A 227-nucleotide genomic window follows, 5' to 3' on the forward strand; every position below is an offset into this window, starting at 1 on the left:
AGGCTGCCTCCGGCCGCACCCACCACCGAAGCAACCGCACCGGTCTGCGCTTTGATCTCTTCTTTAATGTGCTCGGGCAGAAGGTTGGGATTGAATTTCCCCGTTATCGGGTCGATGGCGGTCTTGCCGTCGTCGTATTGTTTGGCCAGATACTCGGCTGCGCGTTCGGCGGCAACGGCAGCGCTGCCGCCGGCAAGCGGGTCGGCGCCGTTGGCGTAGGCCAAGGC

At 63.9% G+C, this 227-nt stretch carries 1 pseudogene; it reads right to left on the reverse strand.

From position 1 onward, the window contains the following. Positions 1-227: pseudogene (locus HMPREF2675_RS11685) on the reverse strand (hypothetical protein); the annotation flags it as partial.

Origin of the sequence: Neisseria sp. HMSC061H08 (assembly GCF_001836795.1) — a bacterium.
In the GTDB taxonomy this organism is placed as follows: domain Bacteria; phylum Pseudomonadota; class Gammaproteobacteria; order Burkholderiales; family Neisseriaceae; genus Neisseria; species Neisseria subflava_A.